Here is a 6,470-nt window from a genome sequence, read left to right as displayed (position 1 = left end):
TGACAGAGCAAGAAGCAGAGGTTGTTGATAATGCTGTTTTGAGTTTGAAAGAATATAATCCGGTGCAATGGACGGTGTTAGTGGCGTATTACTTAAAGAATGTGTCTTGTAATGCACAAGCGAAAGCGATAGGTAAAAGGCCTCACGACATTATCAATATTTTGAATCAGGCACAAAGTTTTGTGGGTGGAAATATTTATCCATTTTTCAATAAAAGTAGTAAAAATGTTAAACATTGCAGTGAAAATGCTTGACATTGCGCAAATAAGCATATATAATTAGTCCATAATCAAAATTTAAACGCATAAAAAAGCCCGCTAGCAATAGACGGGCTTTTTTGTTATGTGATTAAAATTGATATTACCTATCTAATTGCTTTAACATGAAGTTGTTTAATTTAAAATATTTTCATTATATATTTTGGCTGTCTTTAATTTTTTTATTAAAAGATAATATGCTTTGTTTATCATTTATTAGTTTAATGGCATGCCTAGTTTAATTATTCGTTATCTTTAATGACTACTTTCTGTTTTATTGCACCACCTTTTTAACACGAAAAATTGAATAAAAAACAATAAAAATATAATGTTAATATATTTGTTATTGGTTAGTATTTAAAATCGTCATTTTATTACACTCCAATATTGTGATAATGATCCTATCCTTTGAATTGTTTTAAACGATATTGTTTGATTTATAATTATTTATTTTATTTAGTAAATCTTATAATAAAATCATAAAGTAACATTTAACCAATTCCATCAAAATTAAAAATGTTTATACCTTTCTATTTGTACAAATTATCGTTCTTATTATCTCAATCAGATCGCGTAGATTGATTATAAAAAATAATTACTAGTTTATAGTTAGGATAAATAGGATTTTCCTGCTTAATATTATTTATCGATAAATAAGTTATTTTAGTATCAAACAATTGAGTACTAATCAAACCAATTTAACATTGGTGTTTTAGTTTATGTTTAAAAAAACTCACATTATACCTATTCGAACATCATTCATTTTAATTATCTAATTCAAAAACACTTATAAGGTTAAACATATGCCAATCAAAGATCCCGATAATATCCATTGGATAGTTGTTGTATATTTATTTTTTGTTACGTTACTTGGCTCATTAGCCAGTTATTGCTATCACTTACTTAATGGTCATAAGTTCTTTTTGTGGACGTTAATTGCTCAAATATTTATATCGATTTTTGCGGGTGCTTTGGTCATCCTTATTGCTAGTTATTTCAATTGGGCTTTTGAAATGGCTGGAGGAGTTGCAGGTTTGGCAGGCTGGTCAGGCGCTAATTTAATTAAAATCCTAGAAGAAAAATTACTTAAAAAAATGAAAGATAATGATTAATAAGTTATTTTTATAGATTATTGAAATAAATTAATCACATAATCAATGTAATAAATTATTCTAAAAATTATTGATTATTTTTTTACTATTTATTGATAGTTAATAATGTTCTTTTTTATTTCTTCTGATTCCCATCAATTATCTAAAAAATTTCAATGCAATATACAGATTTATAACACTAAACAATATTAGGACAATGTAATGATTATTAGTGAAAAAGGGTTAGAACTTATCAAAAGTTTTGAAAGTTTAGCGGTCAAAGCCTATAAATGTCCAGCTGGAATCTGGACCATTGGTTATGGTCACACCAAAAATGTGAAAGAGAATGACAGAATAAGTCAGGCACAAGCTGAATGTTTTTTAATGCAAGACTTATATCCAGTTGAGCAGTCGATTAATAAATTGGTGAAAGTTAAGTTAAATCAAAACCAATATGATGCGTTATGCTCATTTGTATTTAATGTCGGTGTATCAGCATTTAATCAATCGACTTTATTAGCAAAATTAAATATTGGTGACTACCTTGGTGCATCGAAAGAGTTTTGTCGTTGGAACAAAATAACTGTCAATGGTGTTAAACAATCATGCATTGGCTTAGCTAATCGTAGACAAGCTGAAGAAGATTTATTTAATCATTTCTAACTAATCTTTTAGGGAAATAAAAATGGCAAAAATTGCAGGTGTTTTTATGTTTCTATGTTTGATATTAATTTGTTTGTATATAAAACAAATCCAGGTATCTAAACAAAGGTTAGAACAAGTTCAAGAACTGACTAATAAGCTTTCTCAGCTTGAACAGAAAACGATAAAAGATAATCAAATTATTGCTAATAACGAAATTACAAAACGAAACCTTGAAAATCAATCCTTAGAATTGCAGGAAAAAATTGATGACTTACTTAAAAATAACCAATGTGCTAATGAGTATGTTCCTAGTGATATTACTAACAGCTTGTACGAAAGAGCAAAAAGTTTACATCAATCGACCAATATCCGAAAGCTTATTAACTGATTGCTTACCTGCTTTACCACCTAAACCATTAACCTTTGCGAGTAGTCTTAAATATAACGAACATTTGCTCAATGTTATTGAAAAGTGTAATCAAGATAAAAGGGCAATTCGAGCTTTAAACCAATAAGGTGGTTGATAGAAATTAGAATGATATATCAATAACTTATTAATCTAATTTCTGTTTTCTATAGCGGCGTAAGGTATCAAATAAAAATACCCAGTTTTTAATACATATTTTAACACCCTTTCATAGCGTGGTTTTAATGAGTTAATTGACTTAAATTTATACTAAATTAACTCGTTATATTAATGCTATCCCCCATTTTGGTTGGCAGTCAATGCAATAACCCATTCTTTTAATCAAAAAAATGAATAGTAGGTTGTTTAATAACAACTTCGCTATCTACCTATCGATATGACTGGCTATTATTTTACTAAATAGTGAGTCATTTTCGATTATTACCTTGTGTAATAACATTAGTAAAACCTTGCGAAATAAACTTTTATTCAAAGTTGAACGCAAATTTCTTTTTAACTTAAATAACAAATAATGGAGAATTTTATGTCAAATTTACAAGATCTAATTCAGAACAGTAACTTAATTTCAATGGCTGACATTGAAAAAATGATTAGTTTAGAAGCAGTTACCATTTATAAGAAATACATTGAAAAAACCGGCGATTTTAGTAATCAGCGAGAAGCTCGTCCAAACAATTTCGCTTTAGCACTGTTTATTAATAAGTTAGTTCAAGAAGGATTGCATAATAAATGTACTGGTTTGTTTTATTTAGCATCCCCTAACAATAACTTTGAGCATATTAAGTATAGTATAATCGGTGACAATGTTATAGATCGATATAGCGATTACCCAACAGTTCGATATGATGGAACAAAAATCGAAAGTCGTGCAGATCTTTATGATCATCAAATCATTGATGGTTCATTAGGCAAGGATTTATGTTTGGTATTTATGATGTCTAAACCTTCTACTTATGGATTTGATTGGGGCGGAGAAGACGAAGTAAACCACGTACATGCATTTTCTTCTGCTGGTAATGCAGATTTCTTCGACCAAGCTATCTTTAAATGGAATAATGGTAAAAATGCTGCTGTATCAAAATCTGAAGATCCACAAGATCCTGTCGGTGTTTATGTTATTCATGTTGATGGAACTTCATTAGATTACCGTCATCGTGCTGTTAATTTAACAAAATATGTTCCGCGTTCATGTGCTAAATTCTGCCCATCTTTATTAAATTATAACACTATTAAAAATCCAGGTAACGGTACAATGAAGATGTATGCTACATTTAGTAGTGGAATTGAAGGAAAAGGTTTAACTCCATCTGAAATTACTAAGATTCAACAAATTTTTACTGAATTCGAAGCATATCTATAATCATTAATTCATTTTTAAATTAAAAACCCACAATTATTGTGGGTTTTTTCTTGCTAATAAATGGCTAGAAAAAGATTTTAACTTTATGATTATAATTTAAATTATCAAATAACTTTTCATTTATTGCTTAATGCTAACTAATAAAGTGAAAAAGTGCATGTTTTAAAACGTGGTATAGAAGCTTTTAAGTGCAGCTACAAATAGGGTATAACCACCTATCTACCATAAATTTAAATGATTAATTCTAGTAATGATTGTTAAATATTTTAGGCAGTAATTACGATGTTTTTAAAAGTACAATTCACCCCTCAAGTGTAAAAATTTAAAAAAAGTATGCTTACATCACTATTTAATAGCTAAACATTAAATGAATTAAAGTATTACTTGTTTCAAACTAGGTATGCTTTATCGATAAGTTATCCTCAATAAAAATCGAAGTTTATAATCATTTTTTCGCGTTTTAGCAAATTAAATTAGGCTAATCAAAAAATCCAAGCTTTTTTTCAATTAGACGTAATTATATTGTCTTAAAAATAATTTATATATCAAAAACTATAAAACTCATATTTTCAAAAAGATAGAACAATACAAATTTGTATGGTGGAGGATGATATCTTCTTATTTATGAAAAGTAATATCAGATCTAATTTAATTATTTAGCTATATTTTTTATATGAATAACAAAGGTAAAAATAATATGACAAATTCAAATGAAACATTAAATGATATACCGTATCAAACAAACACGCTTCCACAAAATTTTTATGATGTAAAAGAGGATGGCTATTATATTTGTAATAGAAATGGTGAATATGTTTTAAAAATCGATAAAGACGGTAACTTTCACTTTATCAATAAAGAACCTTCAGCATTTACTAATACCCCGAATAATGGTTTTTCGATTATTGATAGGTTAGGTAATGTTGTTTTTAGAATTGATGAAAACGGATTTTCAGAATTTAAAATCAATCGCAAATTTGCTCTCGAATTGAGAAAGTTTTTAAATCAATTATAACAACATAGATCATCAACATCGATGTCTAAAAAATAACTTAAAAATGTTAAAAGCAAATCATATGGTTGTATCTGCTATTCATTTTAGGTTTTCTAAAACTAGAATCAAATAAAAGTAAAACAGGTTTATTTCGTTACTTGTTTGTTATAACAAACCTTGTTTAATTTGATAACTGTATTTTGCTTTTTATATATAACTAAGGACAAATAGCAATTATGGTAAATTTAAACGATTTATTGGATCCTGAAAAGTCAATACCAGAAAATTTTTCATTCAATAATACTCAAGAAAATGGTTTTACTATTGCTGATGAGCAAGGCAATATCTCTTTCAAAATTGATGAAGAGGGTAATACAAAATTTAATATTGATAATCAATTTGCTGCTAAATTAAAAACATTAATCTATCCACCTGATTCAGGGCTTGCTGATATTAATCATATTATTACTTATGGTCAATCTCTAGCAGAAGGTTCAAATTCTCTACCAATTCAGACACCAACTAGTTTTTCATCGTCAGCAAAAATGTTTAATCATGGTATCAAAACACGATACGCTTCGCAAAATAAATACCAGTTCTTAGACAATCATCGTGAGTGGCTGAATGAGGTGAATGGTGAAACACCTGCTGCAGGCACTGCAGATATGTTTCTTCGTGAGTTTGATAAAAAATCATTAAAAAATAAATGGATACTTTCTTCTTGCTGTGCAAGAGGTGGCAAGTCTATATCAGAGTTATCTAAAGGTACTGAGTACTATAATTATATCCTTGAAGATGTTAGAAATGGTATGCGTATGGCCTTTGAACAACGAAAATCATATAGGGTGATGGCAATTACTTGGACTCAAGGTGAGTACAATTATGGTACAGGTATTAATAAATATAAAAAAGCCTTGAAACAATTACGCACTGATCTTATCCAAGATATAGAGGCGATTACAGGTGATGATTATTCAGATTTACCATTTATTATGTATCAAGTGTCTTCCTCTTATTCTACTAAAAATTCAGAAGGTTATCCAGATGTTGCATTAGCAAAATTAGAATTAGCGCTTGAAAAAGGTAGTGGATTCTATCTGGCTACACCTATATATCAGTTGAGATATCATGATGAATGGCATTTATTAGGGCCAAGCTCTAAGTTATTAGGCGCCTATTACGGTTATGTTTTGAGTAAAGTTATATCGGGTGAAGATTGGCAACCATTACATCCAATTTCTCACACTATTAACGGTAAATTTTTAAACCTGAAATTTAATAAATCTGGTTTAACATTTGATAAACCTGAATATTTCGAAAATAAAAATTTAACTATCCCAAATAGAGGGTTTTCAATAAAAAATTCAGTGGGCAAAGAAATTATAACTAATGTTGAACGACTTAGTGATGATAATAATTGTGATACGCTTCGTATAGAGTGCAAAGAGAGCCCAAAAAATCTAATAATTACTTATGGTTTTTTCGATATAGAGAAACGGAATGCTGGTGAGTTGCATGATAATAATAACATTGTCTATCGTATAGGTAATGAAGATTACCATTTATATAACTGGTGCGTTATTTTTAGTTACCATTTAAGCGAGCAACAAAATTAATTTATTTTGATTAAATCCTAAAACTAAAATATCGATTTTAATCAAATTTTTTACACAACAAAAATAAGTGGAGAGTTTTT

The 6,470-nt window shown here is 28.5% G+C and carries 7 protein-coding genes; all 7 read left to right on the top strand.

Features of this window, described 5'->3' with window-relative positions:
* Positions 1-254 (top strand): hypothetical protein (locus J3U56_RS03680; RefSeq protein WP_267366754.1); only part of this gene is annotated, 254 nt, incomplete at its 5' end.
* Between the two features lie 806 nt (positions 255-1,060).
* Positions 1,061-1,369 (top strand): phage holin family protein, encoded by a 309-nt coding sequence (locus J3U56_RS03675; RefSeq protein WP_267333252.1) that lies wholly within the window; start codon positions 1,061-1,063, stop codon positions 1,367-1,369.
* 201 nt (positions 1,370-1,570) lie between these two features.
* The gene (locus J3U56_RS03670; RefSeq protein WP_065798702.1) at positions 1,571-2,011 is read left to right on the top strand and encodes a lysozyme; all 441 of its coding nucleotides are present in this window, start codon (positions 1,571-1,573) and stop codon (positions 2,009-2,011) included.
* A 22-nt stretch (positions 2,012-2,033) separates the two neighbouring features.
* Positions 2,034-2,381, top strand: a complete 348-nt coding sequence (locus tag J3U56_RS03665; protein ID WP_267348083.1) for a hypothetical protein — start codon at positions 2,034-2,036, stop codon at positions 2,379-2,381.
* Positions 2,382-2,943: 562 nt separating this feature from the next.
* Positions 2,944-3,780 carry a hypothetical protein gene (locus J3U56_RS03660; protein WP_267344935.1) on the top strand — a complete coding sequence of 279 codons (837 nt, stop codon included), beginning with the start codon at positions 2,944-2,946 and terminating at the stop codon, positions 3,778-3,780.
* A 697-nt stretch (positions 3,781-4,477) separates the two neighbouring features.
* Complete coding sequence (locus J3U56_RS03655) at positions 4,478-4,795, top strand: hypothetical protein (protein ID WP_267348081.1); 318 nt, start codon at positions 4,478-4,480, stop codon at positions 4,793-4,795.
* Between the two features lie 215 nt (positions 4,796-5,010).
* Positions 5,011-6,390, top strand: a complete 1,380-nt coding sequence (locus tag J3U56_RS03650; protein ID WP_267366753.1) for a sialate O-acetylesterase — start codon at positions 5,011-5,013, stop codon at positions 6,388-6,390.
* Positions 6,391-6,470 lie beyond the last annotated feature (80 nt).

The organism is Gilliamella sp. B2824 (genome assembly GCF_026536245.1).
Taxonomy (GTDB): domain Bacteria; phylum Pseudomonadota; class Gammaproteobacteria; order Enterobacterales; family Orbaceae; genus Gilliamella.
The sequence above is the reverse complement of the archived record's forward strand: the minus strand, read 5'-3'. Positions and strand labels throughout refer to the sequence as shown.

Coding starts and splice junctions, on each gene's coding strand:
- J3U56_RS03675 (WP_267333252.1), top strand. CDS start 1,061: ATGCCAATCAAAGATCCCGATAATATCCATTGGATAGTTGTTGTATAT.
- J3U56_RS03670 (WP_065798702.1), top strand. CDS start 1,571: ATGATTATTAGTGAAAAAGGGTTAGAACTTATCAAAAGTTTTGAAAGT.
- J3U56_RS03665 (WP_267348083.1), top strand. CDS start 2,034: ATGGCAAAAATTGCAGGTGTTTTTATGTTTCTATGTTTGATATTAATT.
- J3U56_RS03660 (WP_267344935.1), top strand. CDS start 2,944: ATGTCAAATTTACAAGATCTAATTCAGAACAGTAACTTAATTTCAATG.
- J3U56_RS03655 (WP_267348081.1), top strand. CDS start 4,478: ATGACAAATTCAAATGAAACATTAAATGATATACCGTATCAAACAAAC.
- J3U56_RS03650 (WP_267366753.1), top strand. CDS start 5,011: ATGGTAAATTTAAACGATTTATTGGATCCTGAAAAGTCAATACCAGAA.